General features: G+C 61.1%; 18 protein-coding genes. 11 read left to right on the top strand and 7 right to left on the bottom strand.

What is annotated here, in order from left to right; translation table 11 throughout:
• Positions 1-5 precede the first annotated feature (5 nt).
• Both QWE_RS09240 and QWE_RS09235 read left to right on the top strand, forming a co-directional pair.
• Complete coding sequence (locus QWE_RS09240; RefSeq protein ID WP_006725845.1) at positions 6-557, top strand: sarcosine oxidase subunit gamma; 552 nt, start codon at positions 6-8, stop codon at positions 555-557.
• Between the two features lie 76 nt (positions 558-633).
• The gene (locus QWE_RS09235; RefSeq protein WP_006725844.1) at positions 634-1,749 is read left to right on the top strand and encodes a metallophosphoesterase; all 1,116 of its coding nucleotides are present in this window, start codon (positions 634-636) and stop codon (positions 1,747-1,749) included.
• Positions 1,750-1,815: 66 nt separating this feature from the next.
• Here the strand turns inward: QWE_RS09235 and QWE_RS09230 are convergent, their stop codons facing one another.
• Entirely contained in the window at positions 1,816-3,018 is a 1,203-nt protein-coding gene (locus tag QWE_RS09230; RefSeq protein ID WP_006725843.1) for a multidrug effflux MFS transporter, read from the bottom strand.
• Between the two features lie 120 nt (positions 3,019-3,138).
• Here QWE_RS09230 and QWE_RS09225 point away from each other — a divergent pair, with 120 nt between their 5' ends.
• Positions 3,139-3,774: a TetR/AcrR family transcriptional regulator gene (locus QWE_RS09225; protein ID WP_157790695.1), complete on the top strand. Its 636-nt coding sequence runs from the start codon at positions 3,139-3,141 to the stop codon at positions 3,772-3,774.
• 97 nt (positions 3,775-3,871) lie between these two features.
• On the opposite strand, the gene QWE_RS09220 is transcribed toward QWE_RS09225, so the two are convergent.
• A complete protein-coding gene (locus tag QWE_RS09220) occupies positions 3,872-5,605 on the bottom strand; it encodes a methyl-accepting chemotaxis protein (protein ID WP_006725841.1) in 1,734 nt (577 codons plus the stop codon).
• A 254-nt stretch (positions 5,606-5,859) separates the two neighbouring features.
• Here QWE_RS09220 and QWE_RS09215 point away from each other — a divergent pair, with 254 nt between their 5' ends.
• The 7 genes from QWE_RS09215 (at position 5,860) to QWE_RS09185 (ending at position 14,114) form a co-directional block, all read left to right on the top strand.
• Complete coding sequence (locus QWE_RS09215) at positions 5,860-8,286, top strand: GcvT family protein (RefSeq protein ID WP_006725840.1); 2,427 nt, start codon at positions 5,860-5,862, stop codon at positions 8,284-8,286.
• A gap of 273 nt (positions 8,287-8,559) precedes the next feature.
• Positions 8,560-9,462 carry a branched-chain amino acid ABC transporter permease gene (locus QWE_RS09210; RefSeq protein WP_006725839.1) on the top strand — a complete coding sequence of 301 codons (903 nt, stop codon included), beginning with the start codon at positions 8,560-8,562 and terminating at the stop codon, positions 9,460-9,462.
• Positions 9,463-9,466: 4 nt separating this feature from the next.
• Entirely contained in the window at positions 9,467-10,861 is a 1,395-nt protein-coding gene (gene livM, locus QWE_RS09205) for a high-affinity branched-chain amino acid ABC transporter permease LivM (protein WP_006725838.1), read from the top strand.
• The gene (locus QWE_RS09200) at positions 10,861-11,733 is read left to right on the top strand and encodes an ABC transporter ATP-binding protein (RefSeq protein WP_006725837.1); all 873 of its coding nucleotides are present in this window, start codon (positions 10,861-10,863) and stop codon (positions 11,731-11,733) included. Before livM ends, QWE_RS09200 begins: the two co-directional genes overlap by 1 nt.
• Positions 11,733-12,461, top strand: coding sequence for an ABC transporter ATP-binding protein (locus QWE_RS09195; RefSeq protein ID WP_006725836.1), 729 nt, complete (start codon positions 11,733-11,735; stop codon positions 12,459-12,461). Before QWE_RS09200 ends, QWE_RS09195 begins: the two co-directional genes overlap by 1 nt.
• Before the next feature lie 18 nt (positions 12,462-12,479).
• Positions 12,480-12,833 (top strand): DUF6867 family protein, encoded by a 354-nt coding sequence (locus QWE_RS09190; RefSeq protein WP_006725835.1) that lies wholly within the window; start codon positions 12,480-12,482, stop codon positions 12,831-12,833.
• A gap of 165 nt (positions 12,834-12,998) precedes the next feature.
• Entirely contained in the window at positions 12,999-14,114 is a 1,116-nt protein-coding gene (locus QWE_RS09185; RefSeq protein WP_006725834.1) for a branched-chain amino acid ABC transporter substrate-binding protein, read from the top strand.
• A 299-nt stretch (positions 14,115-14,413) separates the two neighbouring features.
• On the opposite strand, the gene QWE_RS09180 is transcribed toward QWE_RS09185, so the two are convergent.
• The 5 genes from QWE_RS09180 to QWE_RS09160 form a co-directional block, all read right to left on the bottom strand.
• Positions 14,414-15,337: a response regulator transcription factor gene (locus tag QWE_RS09180; RefSeq protein ID WP_006725833.1), complete on the bottom strand. Its 924-nt coding sequence runs from the start codon at positions 15,335-15,337 to the stop codon at positions 14,414-14,416.
• Positions 15,330-18,713: a hybrid sensor histidine kinase/response regulator gene (locus QWE_RS09175; RefSeq protein WP_006725832.1), complete on the bottom strand. Its 3,384-nt coding sequence runs from the start codon at positions 18,711-18,713 to the stop codon at positions 15,330-15,332. Before QWE_RS09175 ends, QWE_RS09180 begins: the two co-directional genes overlap by 8 nt.
• A gap of 77 nt (positions 18,714-18,790) precedes the next feature.
• On the bottom strand, positions 18,791-19,240 hold the full coding sequence (locus tag QWE_RS09170; protein WP_006725831.1) for a DUF5680 domain-containing protein: 450 nt from the start codon (positions 19,238-19,240) through the stop codon (positions 18,791-18,793).
• Between the two features lie 105 nt (positions 19,241-19,345).
• Positions 19,346-21,901 (bottom strand): HWE histidine kinase domain-containing protein, encoded by a 2,556-nt coding sequence (locus QWE_RS09165; protein WP_040299773.1) that lies wholly within the window; start codon positions 21,899-21,901, stop codon positions 19,346-19,348.
• Complete coding sequence (locus QWE_RS09160; protein WP_006725829.1) at positions 21,864-22,445, bottom strand: biliverdin-producing heme oxygenase; 582 nt, start codon at positions 22,443-22,445, stop codon at positions 21,864-21,866. Before QWE_RS09160 ends, QWE_RS09165 begins: the two co-directional genes overlap by 38 nt.
• A gap of 224 nt (positions 22,446-22,669) precedes the next feature.
• Between QWE_RS09160 and urtA the strand changes: the two genes are divergently transcribed.
• Entirely contained in the window at positions 22,670-23,959 is a 1,290-nt protein-coding gene (gene urtA / locus QWE_RS09155) for an urea ABC transporter substrate-binding protein (RefSeq protein WP_006725828.1), read from the top strand.
• The last annotated feature ends 23 nt before the right edge of the window (positions 23,960-23,982 follow it).

Genomic DNA, 23,982 nt, shown 5'->3' with positions numbered 1-23,982 from the left:
CTGCCATGCCGGTGACCTATGCTGCCCGTCACGTGCTCGAGGACCACATTTCCGGTTTCGAGGCGACACCCAATCCGCATCATCTCGCGATCCTGCGGGCCGTCTCCGTCTTTTCCGTGCTTGCCCATCAGGGCCATGAGGCCGATATCGACGAGGCTTTGACCACGCTTGAAGATGTCCATGTGCGTGTCTGCGGCCCCGGCGAATGGCTTGTCGTCAGCGAGATCGTCGCCGCCGACACGATCGCGCGGCAACTGGCTGACCTAGGTGCAAACCGCGCGTCTTTCGTCGACCAGACCGACGGGCGTGTAGTACTGCAGATTCACGGGCCAAAAGTTCGGGCGATCCTTGGCAAATGCACGGCGCTCGACCTGCATGCCGATCTCTTCGAAATCGGCCAGTCGACCAACTGCCAGATCTGCCATGTCGCAGCCAACCTCGCCCGCACAGGCCAGGATAGCTTCGAAATCATCGTGATGCGCAGCTTTGCCGGCTTCCTGTTCGACGAGCTGCGCGAGATGGGCCGGGAATTTGCGCTGACGGCGGGGTTTGCGTGAGGGGCTGACCACCCTATGTCTCGGTGATCCGCCGACGCTCTTCCGGCGTTTGCGGCACAAAGGATCCCGCCCCCGCATGTTTCATCTGATGTTCTCCCTGCCATGGCTGATCGTGGCAACCCGCTTCATCGCCCCCTTGCCGTGGCCGTTGATGGTCAAAGTCTTGCTCGCCGCTTTCCTGCTCGTGGCGTCGCAATACCATCTGTTCAGCCGTTTCACCTCCGGCTCGGTGTTCGCGCCGGAGTTTCCGCGCCCACTGGTCATCGGCTTCAACCTGTTCTTCGGCGCGATCGTGCTGCTCGCCATGATGCAGGTGGCTCTCGATCTGGTCAGTCTCCTGATCTTTGCCGTCAAATGGTCGTTTCCCGCCGTTCCGGCGGAAGTGCGCTACACGATGGGCATCGCCGCCGTCCTGCTTGCCAGTTTCGGCATTTCCCAGGCGATCCGAGTGCCGCCGCTCAAGCAGATCGAGGTCGTGATCCCGGGACTTGCACCCGAATTCGACGGCTATCGCATGGTGCAACTCACCGACATGCATATCAGCCGCCTGTTCACGGGGGGCTGGGCTGCCGCTGTCGTCGAGAAGACCAATGCGCTCGATGCCGACCTTATCGTCATCACCGGTGACTTGATCGATGGCAGTCTCGACATCCGGCGCGAGGACATCGCGCCGCTTGGCGGGCTGACGGCTCGGGACGGCGTTTTGACGGTCCCCGGAAATCACGAATACTTCTTCGACATCGACCGGTGGCTCGGCCATTTCCCTGAAATCAACATGCGCATTCTCGCCAATGAGCATGCAGTGATCGAACGCGGGGAGGGGCGTCTCATCGTGGCCGGTGTCACCGACCTTTCGGCGCGCTCGACAGGTGCTCTGGAGCCGGATTTACGGGCTGCCTTGCGAAATGCGCCAGCGGATGTCCCGGTCATCCTGCTCGATCACCAGCCGCGGCTCGCACACCGGGCCGCTGAGCAGGGGGTCGCCCTCCAGCTTTCAGGCCACACCCATGGCGGAATGATCCGGGGCCTCGACCAGATCGTCGCCCGGGCGAACAACGGCTTCGTTTCCGGTTTCTACCAGGTGGGCGACATGCAGCTCTATGTGAATAACGGCACGGGTCTGTGGCCGGGCTTCGCGCTTCGGATCGGCGTGCCGGCGGAGTTGACGGAGTTCACGCTGCGGCGGGGCTGAGCTATCCTAGCCTTCTGAGCTTATCAGCCGCCGGCACATCGCCGGCGGTTTTTCATTTCCCATGTGTCAGATTGCGGCTTCGTGCGTGACCCTCGAGGGGCCGAAGGCGAAGATGGCAATCAGGGCGGTCGCGACAGCGCAGGCGGCCATGACGGCAATCAGCGGAAGCGCCGTGCCATCATCGAGCACGCCGATGGCGAAACTGCCGAGTGCGCCGGCGCCGAAGCCGAGGGCGCCCATCAGCGCCGCTGCCGTGCCCGAGATGGCGCCATGGGATTCCATGGCGAGGATGTTGCAGGTTGGCATGATGCCGCCGACGCCCATCACCATGATGAAGAGCAGGATGCAGACCGGGATGAGGGAGGCAATACCGGCAAGCTGCAGGCCGAGCAGAATGAGACCGGCTGCCGCATAGATTGTTGCCGAAAGCTTCACCGCGCCGCGCACGCCGATCCGCTCTGCAAGGCGCGGGGCAAGCTGCGCGCCGATGCCGATGCCGATGGCGTTCAGGCTGAAGATCACCGAATAGGCGAGTGGCGAGAGGCCGTAGACATTGATCAGCACGAAGGACGAGCCGGCGATATAGGCGAAGAAGCCGCCCTGGGCGAGTGCAAGGGCGCCTGCATAGGGAATGAAGCTGCGGGTGACGAGCAGGCGGCCATACCAGTGCAAAGCGTCGCCCGGGCGGCTCTTGGCGCGCAGTTCGGCCATCCGCGTTTCCGGGAGCATGGTGACGGTGATGACAGCGACGACCACACCGAGTGCACCAAGCAGCGCGAAGATCAGGCGCCAGTCGCCGACCTCCAGCACGAGGCTGCCGAGCAGGGGTGCCAGAACCGGGGCGATGCCGAGCACCAGCACGACCATGGACATCAGGCGGGCGGCGGCCTGTCCGGTATGCACGTCACGGATCGAGGCGGTGGCGATGACCATGCCGATCGAGCCGCCGATGCCCTGGAGGAAACGGAAGACGAGCAGTTCCGTGGCACCGGTCGACAGCACACAGCCGAGCGAGGCGAGAACGAAGATCGTAAGCGCCAGATAGATCATCGGCTTGCGGCCGGTCTTGTCGGAGACGGGACCATAGAAGAGCTGGCCGAGCGTGAAGCCGGCGAAATACGTCATCATGCTCAGCTGGATGCTGGCATCCGTGGTGGCAAGATCCTGTGCCATGCGGGGCATGGCGGCGACATACATGTCGGTGGCGAAAGGGCCGAGAGCACAGATGGCTCCCAGCGCGATCGCAAGCGCGGTGTTCTTGTTCGTCATGGCGTCTTCTCTTCAGCGGCGGGGATTGAAAGATTGGATTGGAAACGATATCGTTTCCTTATGGGGATAGGAAACGCAAACGTTTCTTATTGTCAATCGAAATCTCGTGGGATGGCAGGCATGACAACGGCATCAGCCACGGTGGGACGGCCGCCAAGCCTTGCGGACGACGACCGCAAGGCATTGATATTGCAGGCGGCGGAGACGGTTTTCGACAGTCTCGGCTATGGCGATGCAACCATGGAGGAGGTGGCCCGCGCCTGCGGCATGGCCAAGAAGACGGTTTACAAGTTCTTTCCGGACAAGGCGTCCCTCTTCTGGGCGCTGGTCGAAAGTCATGACGTGGCCGTCATCGAGATCAGGAACGGGGAGGGAGACGAGCGACCGGAAATGAGGTTGGGCCGGCTTCTGGAGGATGTCTCATCGGCCATCCTCTCACCCCGGCAGATCACCCTGACCCGGCTGGTGATCGCGGAATCGGTGAAATATCCTGAACTGGCGCAGCGTTTCTACCGGGACTGCGTCGAGAAGACGATGAACCATGTCGCGAGAACTCTTGCCAGCGATCCATCCCTTCGCCTGCCACCGGGCTACGACAGCCGAACCCTTGCGGACCTGCTCGTCTCGGCTCTGCTCGGCTCCATCCATCTGCGCGCGTTGATGCTCAACCTGTCCGGCCAAGCCCTGGAAGACGAGTTGCGCGGGCGGGTGCCGCTGGTGATGGACCTTATTGTCGGGGCCTTGCCCGCACGCTGAATGGCGAGCAGGGGAGACAAGGAATGCCCGCGCTGGGGAAGCGCGGGCGGCCACAATCTAGAGCGGTTTGAACTCCGCAGGACGGATTTCTCCCGCCTCAGGAGGCGGCGCGGTAGGAGGTGGTCCGCAGACGGGCTGCCCGTTCGGCCGGTGTCCAGACCTCTTTGGCGCCCTCGCGGATATCGCCGCGGCGGTTGAGCTTGAAGCGGTTGACGAGCTCGGCAAGCACCGAGGCACCATCCGAGACCGCTCGGCTGATCTCGGTCGACTGGGCGACCATGGCTGCGTTCGCCTTCGTCATGCCGTCGACATCGGTGACGGCACCGTTGATGGCATCGAGGGCGGCCGTCTCTTCTGCCGCAGAGGTGGCGATACGATCGACGTTCTTGCCGATGGCCGAGACAAATTTCTCGATCTCCTGAAGCACGCGGCCCGTCTCGCCGACGAGGCGCACACCTTCCTGAACCTCGTTGGCCGAGGTGCTGACCAGCGTCTTGATTTCCTTCGCCGCATTGGCCGAGCGCTGGGCGAGCTCACGCACTTCCTGGGCGACGACGGCAAATCCCTTGCCGGCTTCTCCGGCACGGGCAGCCTCGACGCCGGCATTGAGCGCGAGCAGATTGGTCTGGAAGGCAATCTCGTCGATGACGCCGATGATCTTTCCGATCTCGTTGGAGGCGCCCTCGATCCTTTGCATCGCGCTCACGGTGTCGCCCACTACGGCGACGGAAGAGGTGGCGGCGGCGCGTGCTTCCGTTGCGATCTGACGGGTCTCTCGGGTCTGTTCGGTCGCGGCCCTCAGTTTCACCGTGGCTTCTGACAAAGCCGCTGCCGTCTGCTCAAGAGCGACGACCTGCTGGTGGGTCCGGCCGGAAAGCTCTTCTGCCGAGTTCTTCATGGCGCTGCCGTTGCGGGCCAGTTCATGCGTCTGGTCGAGCACGCCGGATAGTGTCTGTTGGAACGCGCTGATGGATGCGTTGAAGTCGCGCCGCAGCGGTTCGAATTCGGTGCTGAAGGGTTTGTCGAGGGTGATGCGGATATTGCTCTCGGCGAGACGACCGAGGCCAGCGCCAAGCTCCTCGATGACGCGGGTGCGTTCCGTCACGTCGGTGGCGAATTTGACCACTTTCAGAACCCTGCCGTCGACATCCATGATCGGGTTGTAGGAGGCCTGGATATGGATCCTCTTGCCGCCCTTGCCGAAACGGGTGAACTGGTCGGCGACGAACCGGCCTTCCCCGAGGCCGCGCCAGAACTCCCGATATTCACCGGAACCTGCGTAGTCCGCATCGCAGAAAATCGAATGATGGCGTCCGACGATTTCGGACAAGGTGTAGCCCATGGCGCCGAGAAAGTTCTCGTTGGCGTGCAGGATCTCGCCCTTCGGCGTGAATTCAATGATGGCCTGGGCGCGATCAAGGGCTGCAAGCTTGCCTTCGGCGTCCAGCGACTTCAACTTCATCGCGGTGATGTCGGTGGCGAACTTGACGACCTTATAAGGACGGTCGCCCTTGAGAACCGGATTGTAGGTCGCCTCGATCCAGATTTCACGGCCGCCCTTGGCGATCCGTTTGTACTGGCGCTGATCGAAATTGCCGGCTGCCAGATTGCGCCAGAATTGTTTGTATTCCGCCGAACCGGCCTCCGCCTCCGTGACGAACATCCGGTGATGCTGACCGACGATTTCGCTCAACTGATAACCGATCGCCTTCAGGAAGTTATCATTGGCGTGGAGAATGCGGCCTTCGAGATCGAATTCGATGATGGCCTGGGATTTTTCGAGTGCGTTTAGGATTGACCGGGCATCGCTGCCGAAGGCGAAAAGGGACATGCGGGTCTCTGGTTTTGGGAACGGCCGGGAAGATGTCGCCGCATTGATAAGATTATAGTTGCTAACTTACCGAACCCTTAAAATAGAGTGGTTGGTGTCGGGTTTGGTTGACACCTGCACCAGTGCTGCACGCCGCCCTCGGAACACTCCCTGTTACCGATGCGACATGTTTCGTCGCAGCATGGTCTTCTGACTTTCACGTGCCCGATCTAGCTTTGTCGCATCAATCATTGCTGCCAAGGGGAGCGTTTTCCATGAAAAGCCATGCACGTGTCGTCGTCATCGGCGGGGGTGTCGTCGGGTGTTCGGTGCTGTATCACCTGACCAAATTCGGCTGGACCGACGTGGTGCTTCTGGAGCGTTCGGAACTGACCTCAGGCTCCACCTGGCATGCGGCAGGCGGCATGCACACGATCAATGGCGATCCGAACGTTGCCAAGCTGCAGAAATACACGGTCGAGCTCTATAAGGAAATCGAGGAATATTCGGGCCAGGATATCGGTCTGCATATGACATCAGGCCTGATGCTGGCCGCCACCAAGGAGCGCTTCGACTGGATGAAGTCGCTGCTCGCCAAGGGCAAGTATGCCGGCGGCGAGGCGACGCTGATCTCGGCGCAGGAAGCCTATGAGATGATGCCGCTTCTTGACCCGAAGCAGTTCGTCGGCGCGGTCTTCGATCCGCATGAGGGGCATCTCGACCCCTATGGTACCACCCATGCCTATGCGAAGTCGGCCAAGAAAAACGGCGCCGAAATCTATCTGCACACCAAGGTCGAGGATCTGGTGCAGCTGGAAGACGGCACCTGGCGGGTGATCACGAACAAGGGCGAGATCCGCGCCGAGCATGTCGTCAATGCAGCCGGTCTCTGGGCGCGCGAAGTCGGTCGCATGGTCGGGCTGGAGCTTCCTGTGCTCGCCATGGAGCACATGTATCTGATCACCGAGGACATGCCCGAGGTCATCGAGTTCAACAAGACCACCGGCAAGGAGCTGATGCATTGTGTCGATTTCGACGGCGAGATCTATATCCGCCAGGAGCGCAACGGCATGCTAATGGGCACCTATGAAAAGGACTGCCGTCCGTGGTCGCCGATCGAGACGCCCTGGACCTTTGGCCATGAACTCCTGGCGGAAGATCTGGAGCGCATCACCAGTGAGCTGGAAATCGGCTTCCGGCATTTCCCGGCCTTCAACAATGCCGGCATCAAGAAGATCATCAACGGCCCCTTCACCTTCTCGCCGGATGGAAACCCGCTGGTCGGTCCGGTACGCGGCATGACAAACTACTGGTCGGCCTGCGCGGTCATGGCCGGCTTCTCTCAGGGCGGCGGCGTGGGGCTGGCACTTGCGAACTGGATCATCGAGGGCGATCCGGGTTTCGATGTCTTTGCCATGGATGTCTGCCGCTACGGCGACTACGCGACGCTTGCCTATACCAATGCCAAGGTGCGCGAGAATTATTCCCGCCGCTTCTCGATCCGTTATCCGAACGAAGAGCTGCCGGGCGCGCGGCCGCTGCTGACCACGCCTGTCTACGACAAGCTGAAGGCTGCCGGTGCCGTGTTCGGCGCGTCCTATGGTCTGGAAACGCCGCTCTGGTTTGCACCTGAAGGCGTCGAAGATGCCTTCTCCTGGCGTCGCTCGACCGACTTCGAGGCCGTGGGACGAGAAGCCAAGGCCGTGCGCGACGGCGTCGGCCTGATGGAGACCTCCGGCTTTGCCAAATACATGGTGAGCGGGGAGGGGGCTCGCGCCTGGCTCGACCACATGCTCGCCTGCAAGCTGCCGGAGGTCGGCCGCATGGCGCTGGCACCGATGCTGAACGAGGCCGGCAAGCTGATCGGCGACTTCACCGTTGCCAATCTCGACGACGAGGACTTTCTCGTCATCGGCTCTGGCATCGCCGAGGATTATCACATGCGCTGGTTCGAGAGCCATCTGCCGGACGATGGTTCTGTTGATGTCGAGCCATTGAACCTCAGCCTGGTCGGACTGTCGATCGCCGGGCCGAAGTCGCGCGAGGTGCTCGCCAAGCTCACCCATCTCGACGTCTCCGACGCCGCTCTCCCCTTCATGGCGATCCGAGAGATGGATCTCGGCATGGCGCCGGTCATGCTGGGGCGTGTCACTTACACCGGCGATCTCGGCTACGAGATCTGGATGCGGCCGGAATATCAGCGCTACGTCTTCGACGCACTGATGGAGGCAGGGGCCGAGTTCAACATCACCCTCTTTGGCCTTCGCGCCCTCAACGCCTTGCGTCTTGAAAAGAGCTTCGGCAGCTGGTCGCGCGAATACCGTCCGCTCTACGGGCCGCTCGAAGCCGGGCTGTCGCGCTTCGTCGCGCTCAAGAAAGAGGCGAGCTTCATCGGCAAGCAGGCGGCGATGGAGGAAAAGCTGTCGGGTGGGGCGCTTCGGCTCCGCACCTTCATCGTCGACGCCAAGGATGCGGATGTCATCGGCGACGAGCCGATCTCGTACAAGGGTGAGGTGCGCGGCTGGGTGACGTCGGGCGGCTTTGCCCATCCGAGCGGGGTCTCGGTCGCCATCGGCTATGTTCCGAAGGAAATGGCCGACGAAATCGACGGCTGGGAGGTGGAGATTCTTGGGGAAATCCTGCCGGCCCGCCTTCAGCCTCAGTCGCTTTTTGACGCGAACGGGTCGCGAATGAGAAACTGAACCGTTTTTGACATAAATGGGCTTGCTTTAGTTCCATGCGATTGACAGCAGGTCGCCCCGGCGACCTGCTGATTTCATAAGCTTTTTCTGCTGCTTTTTTGTGTGACCTGTCATTTCAGGGGTCAAAGTACCTGTTAACAGTAACATTTTGCCCGATGCCTGCCTTTTTGGCTTCACATTTTCGGACAAAGCGATATGGAATCCACCGACGCCTATGCCCGCAAGGGATAACAAAATGAGACGCAACAGTAAGGCGCGTCCGGGGGATAATATATGGAGTACTTTGCCCAGCAGCTCATCAACGGGCTGACTCTTGGTTCCATCTATGGCCTTATCGCTATCGGCTATACGATGGTCTACGGCATCATCGGCATGATCAACTTTGCCCATGGTGACATTTTCATGCTCGGCGGCTTTGCCGCTCTCATCGCCTTCTTGATCCTGACATCCTTCTTTGCCGGTGTTCCCGTGGCGATCGCCCTTTTGGTGATGTTGATCGTCGCGATGCTGATGACCAGCCTGTGGAATTGGGTCATCGAACGGGTCGCCTATCGGCCGCTGCGCGGTTCGTTCCGCCTTGCGCCGCTGATCACGGCGATCGGCATGTCGATCGTTCTTTCCAACTTCATTCAGATCTCGCAGGGTCCGCGCAACAAGCCGATCCCGCCATTGGTCAGCGATGTCCTGCATTTCGGTAACATCACCGTCGCGTTGAAGCAGGTGATCATTGTTGTGATCACGGCCGTCCTGCTGGCTGGCTTCTGGTACATCGTCAACAAGACGCCGCTTGGTCGCGCTCAGCGTGCGACCGAACAGGACCGCAAAATGGCGGCTCTGCTCGGCGTCGACGTCGACCGTACCATCTCCATCACCTTCGTCATGGGCGCTGCGCTCGCGGCTGTCGCCGGCACGATGTATCTGATGTATTATGGCGTCGCCAGCTTCCACGACGGGTTCATTCCCGGCGTCAAGGCGTTCACGGCCGCAGTTCTGGGTGGTATCGGCTCGCTGCCGGGTGCCGTCATCGGCGGGTTGTTGATCGGCCTGATCGAAGCCCTGTGGTCCGCTTATTTCAGCATCGCCTACAAGGATGTCGCAACCTTCGGCATTCTGGCCTTCGTGCTGATCTTCAAGCCCACCGGTATCCTCGGGCGTCCGGAAGTCGAGAAGGTTTGATCCGATGAGCAACACTGCAAACGTAAACGGTGCCGCGTCGTCCGGCATAATGGCGCGTGCCCTGAAGGAAGCTCTGTTCGCTGGCCTCCTCTCGCTCGGCATGTTCAGCCTCTATATCGGCATCAAGACCGACCAGAACATGGCCAACGAGCTGATCTGGTACACGCGCTGGGGCCTTCTTGCGACCTTCGTCGCCATCGCCGCTGGCGGTCGCTTCGCTCTCGTCGCCTTTATCTTGCCGTGGTACTCCGCGCGCAAGGAAAAGAAGTCGGCAGCGATGCCGGTCCATGAAATCGATGCCAAGCCGTCCTTCTTCAAGACGCATTTCCTGAAGATCGCGCTGCTGGCCCTGATCCTTTATCCACCCGTGATCCTCGCGCTCTCGGGTGTGCAGGGCTCGCTGAAATATGTCGACAACTTCGGCATCCAGATCCTCATCTACGTCATGCTGGCCTGGGGTCTGAACATCGTCGTCGGTCTCGCCGGTCTTCTCGACCTGGGTTACGTGGCCTTCTACGCCGTCGGCGCCTATTCCTACGCGCTTCTCGCGCAGAACTTCGGCCTGTCCTTCTGGATCCTGCTGCCGATGGCCGGCATTCTCGCCGCCTTCTGGGGCATCATCCTCGGCTTCCCCGTCTTGCGTCTGAGGGGTGACTACCTCGCCATCGTGACGCTCGCTTTCGGGGAAATCATTCGACTGGTGCTGATCAACTGGCAGGAAGTGACCCGGGGTACCTTCGGTATCTCCAGCATTCCGAAGGCAACCTTCTTCGGCATTCCCTTCGATGCGTCTGCTGGCGGCTTTGCCAAGACCTTCGGTCTGCCGATGTCCTCGGCGTACTACAAGATCTACCTGTTCTACATCATTCTCGCTCTGTGCTGCCTGACGGCCTATGTCACGATCCGCCTGCGCCGCATGCCGATCGGTCGCGCCTGGGAAGCCATGCGTGAAGACGAGATCGCCTGCCGCTCGCTCGGTATCAACACGGTCACCACCAAGCTGACGGCCTTCTCGATCGGGGCGATGTTCGGGGGCTTTGCTGGGTCCTTCTTCGCCGCGCGTCAGGGCTTCGTTTCGCCGGAAAGCTTCGTCTTCCTGGAATCCGCCGTCATTCTCGCCATCGTCGTCCTTGGCGGCATGGGGTCTCTGACTGGGATTGCCGTGGCTGCGATCGTCATGATCGGCGGAACGGAATTGCTGCGTGAAATGCAATTCCTGAAGCTCGTCTTCGGACCCGACTTCACGCCGGAACTGTACCGCATGATCCTCTTCGGCCTCGCCATGGTCATCGTCATGCTGTTCAAGCCGCGCGGTTTCGTCGGCAGCAGAGAGCCGACGGCCTTCCTCAAGGAGCGCAAGGCCGTCTCGGGCAGCTTTACCAAGGAAGGTCACGGCTGATGGCTTCCGGGAATACGACAATGAACAAAGACACCATCCTGAAGGTCGAGCATCTGTCGATGCGCTTTGGTGGCCTGATGGCCATCAACGACTTCTCCTTCGAAGCCAAGCGCGGGGAAATCACCGCGTTGATCGGCCCGAACGGTGCTGGCAAGACCACCGTCTTCAACTGCATCACCGGCTTCTACAAGCCGACCATGGGCATGATCACGCTGAACCAGAAATCCGGTCAGCAGTATCTTCTCGAGCGGCTGCCGGACTTCGAGATCACCAAGAAGGCCAAGGTCGCCCGTACCTTCCAGAACATCCGGCTCTTCTCGGGTCTGACCGTTCTGGAGAACCTTCTGGTCGCCCAGCACAACACGCTGATGAAGGCCTCCGGCTATACCGTGCTCGGTCTTCTCGGCCTGCCGGCCTACAAGAAGGCCGAGGCGGAATCGATCGAGAAGGCCCGCTACTGGCTGGAAAAGGCGGACCTTACCGAGCGCGCCGACGATCCGGCCGGCGATCTGCCCTACGGCGCCCAGCGTCGTCTGGAAATCTGCCGCGCCATGTGCACCGGTCCGGAGCTTCTTTGCCTCGATGAACCGGCCGCCGGCCTCAACCCGAAGGAATCGCTGGCGCTCAACACCCTGTTGCGCAGCATCCGTGACGAGGGCGCCTCGCTGCTCCTGATCGAGCACGACATGTCGGTCGTCATGCAGATCTCCGACCACGTCGTGGTTCTGGAGTATGGCCAGAAGATCTCTGACGGTACGCCTGATCACGTCAAGAACGACCCGAAGGTCATCGCGGCCTATCTGGGTGTCGAGGATGAAGAATTGGAAGAAGTGATCCACGAAGTCGAAGCGATTGCCGGAGGGGAAGCCTGATGTCCTCTGAACCGCTTCTCAAGGTTTCCAATGTCGAAACCTACTACGGCAATATCCGTGCGCTCGCCGGTGTCGACGTCGAGGTCCACAAGGGAGAGATCGTGTCGCTGATCGGTGCGAACGGTGCCGGCAAGTCGACGCTGATGATGACGATCTGCGGCAGCCCTCAGGCGCGTGCCGGCCAGGTCGTGTTCGACGGTGAAGACATTACCAAGCTGCCGACGCATCTGATTGCGCGTCGCCGCATCGCCCAGTCGCCGGAAGGTCGTCGCATCTTCCCGCGCATGACGGTTCTCGAGAACCTGCAGATGGGGGCCAGCCTCGACAATCTGAAATACTTCAAGGAGGACGTGGAGAAGGTCTTCACCATGTTCCCCCGCCTGAAGGAACGTCAGAGCCAGCGCGGCGGTACGCTTTCGGGTGGCGAACAGCAGATGCTCTCGATCGGTCGCGCGTTGATGTCGCGTCCGAAGCTGCTTCTCCTCGACGAGCCGTCCCTCGGTCTCGCACCGCTGATCGTCAAGGGCATCTTCGAGCAGATCAAGCGGCTCAACAAGGAGGAGGGGCTGACCGTCTTCCTCGTCGAGCAGAATGCGTTCGCCGCACTGAAGCTTTCCGACCGTGCCTATGTCATGGTCAACGGCAAGGTGACGATGAGTGGCACGGGTAAGGAACTGCTGGCCGATCCGTCGGTCCGCGCGGCCTATCTCGAAGGCGGCCATCACTGAGCGCGGGGAGTATTTGACATGCAAGGTTTGTTTTTCGAAAGCGACACGACTGTTCGTATGGTCCTCCGCTTCCTGGTGCTCCTGCTCGGTTTGTGGACCGCCTGGCGTACTGGCAAGGCTGCCGCGGAAAGCTGGAACGGCTATGGGACGGTGTTCGTCTATGTGCTGGGCTTGGGCTTCGCGATGCGTTTCCTGCACTTTTCGCTGTTCGCAGGGCCGTTCCTCAGCCCGTTCTTCTACATCCTCGACGTGGCCCTTCTGATGGTCTTTGCGGTCGCCGGATTCCAGGCCCGCAGGACCACCCAGATGGTCGATAACTATTACTGGCTCTACGAGAGAACTTCGTATTTCTCGTGGAAGAACAAAGATTGACAAGCTGTTGTTTTCTGTCGCAGATTGGCGACAGAAGGCTACGGCTCGGCATATAACAAGGCCTCGGCCAGATACAAAAGAGTGGAACAGTTTTCCGGCGCAGTCGCAGCGGGTATTGCGCAGGGTTTTTAACCTAACCCGCACAAAAAACTTGGGAGTAACAATATGAAGAAGTCTCTTCTTTCGGCAGTTGCGCTGACGGCCATGGTTGCCTTCAGCGGCAACGCCTATGCCGAAATCCTGGTCGGCGTTGCCGGTCCGCTGACCGGCCCGAACGCTGCCTTCGGTGCACAGCTGCAGAAGGGTGCCGAGCAGGCTGCTGCCGACATCAACGCAGCTGGTGGCATCAACGGCGAGCCGATCAAGATCGTTCTCGGCGACGACGTCTCGGACGCCAAGCAGGGCGTTTCGGTTGCCAACAAGTTCGTCGCTGACGGCGTCAAGTACGTCATCGGCCACTTCAACTCTGGCGTTTCGATCCCGGCTTCTGAAGTCTATGCCGAAAACGGCATCCTGCAGATCACGCCTGCTTCGACCAACCCGAACTACACCGAGCGCGGCCTCTGGAACACCTTCCGCGTCTGCGGTCGTGACGACCAGCAGGGCGCTGTTGCCGGCAAGTACATCGCTGACAACTTCAAGGATGCCAAGGTTGCCGTCGTTCATGACAAGACGCCTTACGGCCAGGGTCTTGCCGACGAAACCAAGAAGGCGATGAACGAACTCGGCGTCACCGAAGTCATCTACGAAGGCATCACGCCCGGTGAAAAGGACTACTCCGCCCTGATCGCCAAGATGAAGGAAGCCGGCGTTTCGATCGTCTACTTCGGCGGTCTGCACACCGAAGCTGGTCTCATCATGCGCCAGATGGACAGCCAGGGCCTGCAGGCGACCCTGATGTCCGGCGACGGCATCACCTCGAACGAACTGGCTTCGATCGCCGGTGACGCAGTCGACGGCACGCTGATGACCTTCCCGCCGGATCCGCGCCAGAACCCGAACGCTGCTGACGCCGTCAAGAAGTTCCGCGACGCTGGCTTCGAACCGGAAGCGTACACGCTGTACTCCTACGCAGCTCTTCAGGTCATTGCCAATGCCGCCAAGGCTGCCGAATCTTCCGATCCGGAAGCTGTCGCAACGGCAATGAAGGAAAAGGGTCCGTACACGACCGTCATCGGTGAACTCTCGTTCGACGCCAAGGGCGATATCACCCGTCCGGACTACGTCATGTACACCTGGAAGAAGGGCGAGGACGGCAAGTACTCGTACTTCCAGGACTAATTCGATCCCTCATCGGACCGACGGAAAGCCCGACCTCGCGCCGGGTTTTCTGCGTTTGGGGGGAGCTGGGGGAAATGGGGAGTAGCGAATAGCGAATAGTGAGTAGGGGGCAGGTATTTGTGAGTGGGCGCTGGGGGCCGGGAACAGGGCGGCCTGGCAGCCGTCATTTATCGCGAGGCGAGAGAAAAGAGCTTGACCCGCGTCTGGTCACGAGATGGCTAATCTACTCGCTACTCGCTACTCGCTACTCGCTACTCGCTACTCGCTACTCGCTACTCGCTACTCGCTACTCGCTTTCCTCACGTCTCCCGCAGCACATCCGCAGCCTTCACTGCGGCAGACGCACGGTTCTCCACACCGAGCTTCGAATAGATCTGTTCGAGATGCTTGTTCACCGTGCGGGCGGAAAGGCCCAGGATCTCGCCGATGTCGCGGTTTGCCTTGCCCTTGGCGATCCAGAGCAGGACCTCACTTTCGCGGTGGGTGAGGCCGAAGCTTTTGCGCAGCATCTCGTCTTCGCTCTGGCGGTTCGCCGAGGTCAGGCGGAAGAGATATTCGTCGGCGCCGATCGTGCCGAGCAATGACAGCGTGAGTGGCAGGCCGGTGGCGCCGGGAAAGGCAAAACTTGCTTCGCTCTGTTGTGGCGTTCCGGCGCGGCGCTGGGAGAGCCAAGCCGCGGCGGCCTTTGCCACATCGCCGATTCCCTCTGCATGACCGATCGCCGTCTCGATCAGGCGGTTTGCCTGCGGCGTCGTCCAGTGGACCTGACCGTCCCCCCGGATGGCGAGCAGATGACGGCCGGCCGCGTCGAGGGCGACACGAGCGCTTTGGGCCGAGCGGGCATTCGAGAGGTGAACGCGGATGCGGGCGCGCAGCTCGTCGATATTGATCGGCTTGGTAAGGTAGTCCACACCACCCGATTCCAGCGCCTTTACCACATGTTCTGTCTCGGTGAGCCCGGTCATGAAGATGACCGGGACCTGCGCGACCACCGGATCGGCCTTCAAGGTGCGGCAGGTCTCGAAGCCGTCCATGCCGGGCATGACAGCATCGAGCAGAATGAGGTCGGGGCTGATGCGGGCAACGATCGAGAGCGCGCCATGGCCCGAGGTGGCGATCAGCACGGAATAGCCAGAGGCTTCCAGCGCTTCGGTCAGGAAGCCGAGCGCGTCGGGACTGTCATCCACCAGAAGCACGATGTCGCGACGGTTCGCCTCAGCCATGGATCGGCTCCCTGCCGGTTTCGAATGAGGTGAGGAAGCCGCGCAGGCCGGCGAGGTCGAAGGCCTGCAGGTAAGTGCGGGCCGCGTCGACAAAGGCCGTCGTGTTCCCCAGCCCGCCGAGTTCGGCAAGCTTTGCCTCGATGCCGCGGACATAGCCGATATCGCAGAGGCTGATCAACTCCTCGATATGCATCGCCCCGGGCGAGACCGGCCGCTCCGCGGGCACTGCCGGCTGCTGCAGCCGCGGGTCGTCTGCATAGATCCAGTCGAGACCGAGGAAACGGGCGAGCTTGTCGCGCAGGCGGGTGATGTCGACGGGCTTCGTAATGGCATCGTCATGCCCTTCGCCGCCGGGGGCAGGGGCGTCGCCGACATTGGCCGAGAGCATCAGGATCGGCGCCTTCTGGCCGGCGTCGCGCAGCTTCTCCACAAGTTGCCAGCCATTCATGCCCGGCATCGAGATGTCGACGAGGAAGAGGTCGGCCTTCACGCCTTCGATCAGGGTCAGGCATTCGGGGCCGCCGGCCGCTGTCAGGACGACGAAATCGAGCGGGGCAAGCACTTCCCGCATCAGTTCGCGGTGGTCCTCGTTATCATCGACGACGACGATGGTGCGGCGCGGGCCGGTATAGGAGACGATCTTCCGCTCCGGCGCAGGTGCCGTGTTCGGACGGTCGATGGCCGAGAGCATCAGGCGTACCTTGAAGGTCGAGCCGCGGTCGCGCTCGCTGGTCACGGAGATCTCGCCTCCGAGCGTGTTGGTCAGGAGCTTGGTGATCGTGAGGCCGAGGCCGAGGCCCGGCTGCGGGCGGATGTTGTCGGCCTCGCCGCGCTGGAAGGGCTCGTAGATGCGGTTGAGGTCCTTTTCCGAGATGCCGCGACCGGTGTCGCTGACGGTAAAAGTTGCCACCTGGCTGCGATAGTCGACGGTAAAGCGGATGGTGCCTTCCTCGGTGAACTTGATGGCGTTCGACAGCAGGTTGACGAGGATTTGGCGCAGGCGGCGCTCGTCGGTGCGTACATAGAGCGGCAGGGCGCGAGAGCGCTGGTGTTCGAAGAGAATGCCCTTGGCGGCGGCCTGGGGGGCAAACATGTCGATCAGCTGGTCGAGGAAATCCTGGATGTTGACCTCGTTGGAGAAGACCTGCAGGCGGCCCGCCTCGATCTTCGAGATATCCAGGAGGCCGTCGATCAGGCCGGACAGATGATCGGCGGAGCGACGGATCACCTTGATCGCCGACTGGCGCGGCACGGGGATCGTCTCGTCGCGTTCGAGGATCTGGGCATAACCGAGCACAGCATTGAGCGGCGTGCGCAACTCGTGGGAGAGGCCGACGACATAACGGCTCTTTGCCCGGTTCGCCGCTTCCGCCGTTTCCTTGGCAGTCTGAAGTGCGGCATCGGTCTTGCGGTGGGCAGCGATTTCTTTGAGCAGCAGCGTGTTCTGGCGGGAGGATTCTTCTTCTGCGACGACGCGGCTGTCGTGGGCGAGGACATAGAACCAGGAGACGATGCCGGCGATGATGGCGAAGATGAAGAAGACGACGGTAACAGTGCGGTTGACCACGTCGGTCATCGCAGGCGTCGCGGCATTCACTTGGTGCGCGATGACCGCAAGGATGATGCCGATGACGGAGATCGAGATCATGGCGGTCAGCGCATAGCGGCCGAGACGGGTCGAGAAGGTTTCTATCACCGCGTCTGGGAGCAGGGCGCGGGCAACCGTCGCGGCCTGGGCGTTGATCTTTGCGTGCGGCTTGCACATGTCGTGGCAGCGGCTATCGAGCGTGCAGCAGAGCGAGCAGATCGGGGCTGCATAGGCGGGACACCAGGCCATGTCTTCCGGCTCGAACGGGTGTTCGCAGATCGAACAGGTGATACCGGTCTGGTTCTTCCAGCTATAGCGCGGTTTGCGCGCCAGGTGGAACTTGCCCTCGGTCCACCAAGCGATCAGCGGCGAGATCACAAAGGCCACCAAGGTCACATAGGTCGACAGCGATGCCATGGTCGAACCGAAGGCGCCAAAATGGGCAGCGAGCGCCAATCCAGCGGAGAGCGCCATGGTGCCGCAGCCGACGGGATTGATGTCGTAGAGGTGCGCGCGCTTGAACTCGATGCCGGGCGGCGACAGGCCCAGCTTCTTGTTGACGAAGAGATCTGCGGAGATGGCGCAAAGCCAGCTCATGGCGATGATCGAGAAGATGCCGAGTGTCTCTTCGAGCAGTCCGTAGATGCCAAGCTCCATCAACAGAAGCGCGATCGCGACGTTGAAGACCAGCCAGACGACGCGGCCCGGATGGCTGTGGGTGAGCCGCGAAAAGAAGTTCGACCAGGCGAGTGATCCCGCATAGGCGTTCATCACATTGATCTTGAGCTGCGAGATCACCACGAAGCCGGCCATCAGCAGCATGGCGGCCGTCTCGTTGGGGATCATGTAGCCGAAGGCCGCGACATACATGTGGGCGGGATCGGCGGCCTCGCTGATCGGCACGCCGGTGGAGAGCGTCAGCACCGCGAGGAAGGAGCCGGCGAGCAATTTCGGGACGCCGAGCACGACCCAGCCGGAGCCGGCAAGAAAGATCGCGATGCGGTGGTGCAGCTTGCGCGCGCCTTCCGGCGGCAGGAAGCGCAGGAAGTCGACCTGCTCGCCGATCTGCGGCATCAGCGCCAGAATGACGGCGGAAGCCGCGCCGAACTCCAGGAGGTTAAAGGGGGCGGTCTCGCCCAGATGGGCGTTGGAATGACCGACACCGGCGAAAGCCAGCCACAGGTCGATCTTTTCCCAGTCGAGAAAGGCGATGAAGATGAAGGGCAGAATGTTGAGCACGATCCAGAAGGGCTGGGTGATCAGCTGGAACTTCGAAATCATCCGGATGCCGTAGGTGACCAGCGGCAGTACGGCCACGGCGGAGATGATGTAGCCGAGCCAGAGCGGAATACCGAAGGCAAGTTCCAGCGCCTTGGTCATGATCGACGCCTCGATGGCAAAGAGCATGAAGGTGAAGGCTGCATAGATCAGCGAGGTGATCGTCGATCCGATATAGCCGAAGCCGGCCCCCCGGGTCAGAAGATCGATGTCGACACCGTGGCGGATCGCGTATTTGCTGATTGGTATCCCGACCAGCAGCATCAGGATGGCGGCGACGATGATGGCGAAGAAGGCGTTCGTGGTGCCGTAGGCGATGGTGATCGTGCCGCCGATCGCCTCCAGGGCCAGAAAACTGATCGCGCCGATTGCCGTTTGCGAAATGCGACTGGAGGAGAATTTGCGGGCGCTCTTCGCCGTAAAGCGCAGCGCATAGTCCTCCAGCGTCTGGTTCGCGACCCAGCGATTGTATTCGCGGCGAACGGGGATGATGCGTTGGCGTGCGGCCATGCCTAAATTCTAGCGCCTTGTGTCGGGTGGCTTTCCTTTAGGCATTTTCACGCGATTGTCCAGAATAGCAAGGCCTGTCAGGGCTTGATGAGGCCGCCCTGATAGTCGAGTTGATAGACGACGCGCTCCCCCATCCGGATGCGCTCAACACCGAGGAAGGAGCGGTAGTCTCCGACAGACTGGTCCACATATTCTCCGAGCGGATGCAGATAGGTGAAGCCGCCGAGAAAGCGCTTTTCCTGATAAAGCGCCGTCAGAGCCTGCTTGATGACCGTGCCCGCCCGCCCACCGTCGAAACGCTCGGCATCCAGAATGCGACCATAGTAGTTCATCGCCCAGACCGGTGTAGTATCATCCCAGACCACTTCCTGGCCGAGAAAGTCCGTTCCACCGTAGTAACTGTCGAGATAACGAAAGCGTCCCTTCTCGTAGGGAATGTCCGTGGCGCCGATCCGGGTTGCCATGGGGGCCGGGACCTTGCTGCTGACATAGGTCACGGCCTTAGCTTCAATGATGAAACTCTCCAACGCGTCCACGGTCGCCTCCCTTATGTCGGAACATAATGAGAACGTATTGACTTCGAGACGGCTGAACAACCCTAACAACGCAGGGGTAGCTGCAGGTTCATCGGCTCATTCCGCCGGAACCTGGGCGGCCAGCCGATCGGAGAGGGCCCTGACAAGCGCATTGGCATCGTAGGGCTTGCGCACGACCGGCACGGACAACAATTCCTCCGGAACCGAAGAGCGATCGTCGTAACCCGTGGCGAAGACAAAGGGGATGCCGCGACGCATGAGCTCCTGAGCAACGGGCACCGATGTGTCACTGCCGAGATTGATGTCGAGGATCGCGATCGCCGGTGCGAAACTCCTCAGGCGGTTTAGCGCGTCGCTGCTCGAGCTCGCGGTCACGATATTGTCGATGCCGGCATCGGCGAGCATCATTTCGGCATCCATGGCGATCAGCACCTGATCCTCGACCAGCAGGACCGGTATTCCGGCGATGCTGGTCGGATGATCAGCCACTTCGGCTTCGGCATGCGGATTGGGTTCTTCGCTCACGGTTTCAGCTTCCCAATTCAGAAAGCGGCCCGGCAGCCGGAACTCGGCATCCAGCCCCTCGGGATGATAATCTACCCGGCTCGTACCGCCGAGGTCATAGGGGATGCTCCGCTCGACGAGCGCCGAACCGAAGCCCTTGCGGCCGATGGGGCCAATGGTTGGTCCGCCGCTTTCGCGCCAGTGGAGACGGCAGTCGCCATCGCTGGTTTCCTCCCAAGAGACGGTGAGCGAGCCGCCATCGCGCGAAAGCGCGCCGTATTTCGCAGCATTTGTGCACATCTCATGTATCACGAGGGCTGCGACGGCATGGGCCCGGGCGTCGAGCGTGACAGAGGGGCCCTTGATCTCGATCAGGCTGCGACCGGCGCGGTAGGGCAGGAGCTCTGCCTGAAGGAGGTCGTTGAGTGTGCCGCCACCGCCACCGCGGGTCAGCTGGTCATGGGCATGGGAGAGGGCGTGGATACGGCCGCGCAGCGAACCGATATAGTCCTGGATCGGCACTTCATCCTGTGAAGGTGTGGCCACCAGCGACTTGATCACCGCCAGGATGTTCTTCACCCGATGGTTCAGCTCCTCGTTCAGCATGCGCTGGCGCACGTCAGACTTGCTGCGTTCCTCTTCCATCAGCTCGTTGTGGCGCAGGACGATTTCGACGGTCGCCGAACGGATCGCTTCGGCGATCTCGAAATCGCTGTCGCGCCACGGCGTCGCCTGGCGCTGAACCGTTTCCTTCCAAAGGGCAAAGCTCTTGCGCGGGGTCAGGCGGTCGCCGAGCGGCCCTGTTTCATAGGTCTTTTCCGGATTGCCCGCCCAGTTCAGCGTCTGCAGGCGCTCCTTGCGGAAGAAGAAGATGTAGTCGCGTGGCAAATGCGAGAGGGGAACGGCCATGACGCCGGAGACGGTTTCGAAGAAGGCCGCAGCTGGCGGATAGTCCTCGGAAAGCGTCTTCGTCGACCATATCCGGCCATCGGCCACCTCGGTGATGAAGCGGGTAAACTCTTCTTCCGCGCCCGGCGGCGGGGTGCTGCCGATGGCGGTCCAGCGGCCGTTCATCAGCAGGCCGACGCCGTCGCAGGCAAACAGCGTCTGGAATTCGGGCAGGGCGGCCGTGAGGATGTCGTCAAGATCGGAGCGATGCGAGGCGGCCTGGAGAAAGCGATCGAGCGAGCGGCGCGCCTCGTTGGCGATATCCAGCTTGCGCTTCTGCTTCAGCGCCAGAAGATGAAGTGAGAAGAACTCGCCGAACATCTCGGCGGCAATGCGCTCGGACATGGTGAGGGTCTTCGGCGCATAGTGATGGCAGGCGATCAGGCCCCAGAGCCTGCCATCGACAATGATCGAGATAGACATGGAGGCCGAAACGCCCATGTTGCGCAGGTATTCGCAGTGGATCGGCGAGACGCTGCGCAGGTGGGCGAAAGAGAGGTCGAGCGGCGCTGCCCGTTCCTCGGCCTGCGGCAGCAGATCGACGCGCAGGCCCCTTGCATCCGAAATGACGCGGATCGGGTTCTGCATGTAGAGGATGCGTGCCTGGCGCGGGATGTCGGTGGCGGGGAAATACTGGCCGAGAAAACTCTCTAGATCGTGGCGCTTGGCTTCGCTCGCGACCTTGCCCGATCCGTCCTCCTCAAAGCGGTAGACCATCACGCGGTCGTAGCCGAGCACGGTGCGAACCAGCTTGGCGGACGCGGAAATGAGCAGATCGATATCGTTGATATCCTTCACCCGGCCGATCATTTCGCGGGCGAGCTGCAGCGGCTGGGTGCGTCGGAACGATGGCTCGAATTCGAGGATCGCCCCCTGCTTCTGGCGATGGACCGCGACATCGAAATGTTGCCCGGTCGGCAGGCGCAAATGGGCGATCACCGCCGGGCGACTCGCTTCGGGTGCGGCAGCCACGGCGTTGCGGATGTCATGAATCACGTCCTCGCCGAGCAGATCGGCGATCCAGAGCCCTTCCATGGGGCCCTTGGCGCCCAGCATCTGCGGGGCATTCGCCGAATAAAGCCGGATCGACGTTATCTCGGGGTCACAGGCCAGAAGACATCCATGTGGCTGGATCGAGCCGGGGATGTGGATGGGTTCGCGATCACAATTGGTGAGGTCTACGGATGGAACGTTCTGCATTCAGGGCGCTTTCGAAGGCACTACGGGCATAGTCGAAAGCGGTGTTTGCCCACCTAGCTGCGGCTCGGTTGTCGTATACACGCACGTTCTCCATATGCTCAGTCAACGCACGCCAGCTGGAAAAGTTCCGTGCTTGTGAAAAAAGATGTCGTGCGCCGAAATCGGCCGACAGACCGAGCGCTTCCGCGCGCTTGGCGAGAAGGCGAGCGCCGAGCGCCGACCCTTCCAGGACATAGAGCAGTCCGACGATGCCATTGCCCTCCGGGGGCGTAAACGCCGGCTGGTCGGTCGGCGGGCGGGTGTTCAAGTCGTACAGATCGGCCTCGAGCTCGGCATGGACCCGGTGGGGCTCGTAGCCCTTCAGGTCCAGAGGCAGTTCAGCCTCGGAGAGCCAGGCTTCGACTGGCATGCGGAAGGCTGCGATACCGGCTAGATAACATTTGTAGTCATCGAGGGTCCGGAAACTGCCGACGAGGCTATCGAGCGCCGCATGAGCGTCGGCAGTCGCCTCTTTGAGAGCAGTTCGACGGGGCGGAAAATCCATTACAATCCTTTCTAGGCACGCCCTTCTATATCGGTGGTATTTTGATCTGTACAACCCTGACCTTCTAAGGCGGGGATCGGTCTGTTGAGAGGCTCCCCCTTTTGCCCCCCGACCTACGTTAAACGACGTATACGGTTTTGCACTGCGGCATCCGATAGTTCCATTCAGCAACGGTTAACTTTCCTTAACCGACCGGTTGCGGACAAGAAGAGGGGATCACGACAATGACTGTGAAGATGAAACTGACCGGCGCCCTGCTGGGCGCCATGCTGTCCACGACGGCTTTCAACGGTGCATTCGCGCAGGAAGACACGATCAAGATCGGCGTCCTGCACTCGCTGTCCGGCACGATGGCGATCTCTGAAACGACGCTCAAAGACGCCATGCTGATGCTCGTCGAAGAGCAGAACAAGAAGGGTGGCGTTCTCGGCAAGAAGCTCGAAGCAGTCGTGGTCGATCCGGCTTCCGACTGGCCGCTGTTTGCCGAAAAGGCCCGCGAACTGATCGAGAAGGACAAGGTTGCGGCCGTCTTCGGTTGCTGGACATCGTCTTCGCGCAAGTCCGTCCTGCCGGTTTTCGAAGAGCTGAACTCGATCCTCTTCTACCCGGTTCAGTACGAGGGTGAAGAATCCTCGCGCAACATCTTCTACACGGGTGCTGCTCCGAACCAGCAGGCCATCCCGGCCGTCGATTATCTCGCTGAAAACGAAGGCGTCGAGCGCTGGGTTCTCGCCGGCACCGACTACGTCTATCCGCAGACGACCAACAAGATCCTCAAAGCCTATCTGATGTCCAAGGGCGTTGCCGAAGAAGACATCATGATCAACTACACGCCCTTCGGTCATTCCGACTGGCAGACCATCGTTTCCGACATCAAGAAGTTCGGCTCGGCCGGCAAGAAGACCGCCGTCGTTTCGACCATCAACGGTGACGCCAACGTTCCCTTCTACAAGGAACTGGGCAACCAGGGCATCAAGGCCGAAGACATTCCGGTTGTCGCCTTCTCCGTCGGTGAAGAAGAGCTCGCCGGCCTCGACACGGCTCCGCTCGTCGGCCACCTCGCTGCCTGGAACTACTTCCAGTCCGTCGACGCGCCGGCCAATGCCGAGTTCATCAAGACCTGGCATGCCTTCACCGGCAACGAGAAGCGCGTGACCAACGACCCGATGGAAGCGGCCTATATCGGCTTCAACGCCTGGGTTAAGGCCGTTGAGGCTGCCGGCACGACCGAGACCGACGCCGTTCTCGACTCGATCATCGGTGTTGCCGTTCCGAACCTGACCGGCGGCTACTCCACCGTCATGCCGAACCACCACATCACCAAGCCGGTGCTGATCGGCGAAATCCAGGCCGACGGTCAGTTCGAAGTCGTCCAGGAAACGCCTGCCGTCGTCGGTGACGAGTGGTCCGACTATCTGCCCGACTCCAAGGACCTGATCGCCGATTGGCGCAAGCCGATGGAATGCGGCAACTTCAATGTTGCCACCGGCAAGTGCGGCGGCAAGGGCAGCTGATAACAGCCTTCTCAAACCTCCCC

The organism is Agrobacterium albertimagni AOL15 (assembly GCF_000300855.1).
Classification (GTDB): domain Bacteria; phylum Pseudomonadota; class Alphaproteobacteria; order Rhizobiales; family Rhizobiaceae; genus Allorhizobium; species Allorhizobium albertimagni.
This window is presented reverse-complemented; position numbering and strand designations above follow the sequence as displayed.

Coding starts and splice junctions, on each gene's coding strand:
- QWE_RS09240 (WP_006725845.1), top strand. CDS start 6: ATGCCGGTGACCTATGCTGCCCGTCACGTGCTCGAGGACCACATTTCC.
- QWE_RS09235 (WP_006725844.1), top strand. CDS start 634: ATGTTTCATCTGATGTTCTCCCTGCCATGGCTGATCGTGGCAACCCGC.
- QWE_RS09230 (WP_006725843.1), bottom strand. CDS start 3,018: ATGACGAACAAGAACACCGCGCTTGCGATCGCGCTGGGAGCCATCTGT.
- QWE_RS09225 (WP_157790695.1), top strand. CDS start 3,139: ATGACAACGGCATCAGCCACGGTGGGACGGCCGCCAAGCCTTGCGGAC.
- QWE_RS09220 (WP_006725841.1), bottom strand. CDS start 5,605: ATGTCCCTTTTCGCCTTCGGCAGCGATGCCCGGTCAATCCTAAACGCA.
- QWE_RS09215 (WP_006725840.1), top strand. CDS start 5,860: ATGAAAAGCCATGCACGTGTCGTCGTCATCGGCGGGGGTGTCGTCGGG.
- QWE_RS09210 (WP_006725839.1), top strand. CDS start 8,560: ATGGAGTACTTTGCCCAGCAGCTCATCAACGGGCTGACTCTTGGTTCC.
- livM (WP_006725838.1), top strand. CDS start 9,467: ATGAGCAACACTGCAAACGTAAACGGTGCCGCGTCGTCCGGCATAATG.
- QWE_RS09200 (WP_006725837.1), top strand. CDS start 10,861: ATGGCTTCCGGGAATACGACAATGAACAAAGACACCATCCTGAAGGTC.
- QWE_RS09195 (WP_006725836.1), top strand. CDS start 11,733: ATGTCCTCTGAACCGCTTCTCAAGGTTTCCAATGTCGAAACCTACTAC.
- QWE_RS09190 (WP_006725835.1), top strand. CDS start 12,480: ATGCAAGGTTTGTTTTTCGAAAGCGACACGACTGTTCGTATGGTCCTC.
- QWE_RS09185 (WP_006725834.1), top strand. CDS start 12,999: ATGAAGAAGTCTCTTCTTTCGGCAGTTGCGCTGACGGCCATGGTTGCC.
- QWE_RS09180 (WP_006725833.1), bottom strand. CDS start 15,337: ATGGCTGAGGCGAACCGTCGCGACATCGTGCTTCTGGTGGATGACAGT.
- QWE_RS09175 (WP_006725832.1), bottom strand. CDS start 18,713: ATGGCCGCACGCCAACGCATCATCCCCGTTCGCCGCGAATACAATCGC.
- QWE_RS09165 (WP_040299773.1), bottom strand. CDS start 21,901: ATGCAGAACGTTCCATCCGTAGACCTCACCAATTGTGATCGCGAACCC.
- QWE_RS09160 (WP_006725829.1), bottom strand. CDS start 22,445: ATGGATTTTCCGCCCCGTCGAACTGCTCTCAAAGAGGCGACTGCCGAC.
- urtA (WP_006725828.1), top strand. CDS start 22,670: ATGACTGTGAAGATGAAACTGACCGGCGCCCTGCTGGGCGCCATGCTG.